This is a genomic window from Streptomyces boncukensis (assembly GCF_011045075.1).
GTDB lineage: Bacteria > Actinomycetota > Actinomycetes > Streptomycetales > Streptomycetaceae > Streptomyces > Streptomyces boncukensis.
The window spans coordinates 1-989 of sequence record NZ_JAAKZZ010001021.1; the positions used below are offsets into that span (position 1 = coordinate 1).

Sequence of the window (989 nt, forward strand, 5' to 3'; positions counted from 1 at the left end):
GAGGAGGGGTACCCGGGGGCCGGGGCCTACTCCTCCAGTTCGCCGCTGCCGCTGGAGAACTGGGCCAGCCGGAAGATCACGAACTCCGCGGGCCGGACCGGCGCGACACCGATCTCGCACACCACCCGGCCGAGGTCGACCGACTCCTGCGGGTTGGTCTCGTCGTCGCACTTGACGTAGTACGCCTGCTCGGGCCGCTGGCCGAAGAGTGCGCCGCTGCGCCACTCGGTCACCAGGAACGCCGAGATGTTGCGCCGGATGCGGGCCCACAGCCGGTGGTCGTTCGGCTCGAAAACCACCCACTGGGTGCCGAGCAGGATCGACTCCTCCAGATAGTTGAAGTACCGGCGGATGTTCAGGTAGCGCCACTCGGGGTCGGAGGAGAGGGTGCGGGCGCCCCAGACGCGGATGCCCCGGCCGGGGAAGGAGCGCACGCAGTTGACCCCGAGGGGGTTGAGCATGTCCTGCTCGCCGCGGGTGATCTGCAGCTCCAGGTCGACGGCGCCGCGTACGACCTCGTTCGCCGGGGCCTTGTGCACACCGCGCTCGCTGTCGCTGCGGGCCCAGACGCCGGCGACATGGCCGCTCGGCGGGATCAGCCGGGACTTGCCGGTGCCCGGGTCGAAGGACTTGATCCAGGGGTAGTACAGGGCCGCGTACTTGGAGTCGTAGCCCGCCGTCTCCTGGCGCCAGATCTGCACCTGGCGGGCGTTCAGGCTCGGGGGCGGGTCGATGACCGCGACCCGGTCGCCCATCAGCTCGCAGTGCGCGATCATCCCGAGCTGTACGGCCTTGACGGCCTCCAGGTCGATCGTCCCCCGCTGGTAGGCGGCCATGAGGTCGGGCACCGCCACCATGGAGATCTCGTCGACGGCCTCCAGGCCGCCGAAGCCGGTGCGGTCCGCGGTGTCGCCGAGGTACTCGGCAGGGCCGGGGTGCGCCACCTCGTCCCGCTTCGGCGGTGCGGAAGCGGGGGCGGGGGCGCCGGG

The 989-nt window shown here is 71.3% G+C and carries 1 protein-coding gene; it reads right to left on the minus strand.

What is annotated here, in order from left to right; translation table 11 throughout:
* Window positions 1-26: 26 nt before the first annotated feature.
* The coding region (locus G5C65_RS37690) for a phage tail sheath family protein (RefSeq protein WP_165303564.1) at window positions 27-989 on the minus strand (963 nt) is incomplete at its 5' end.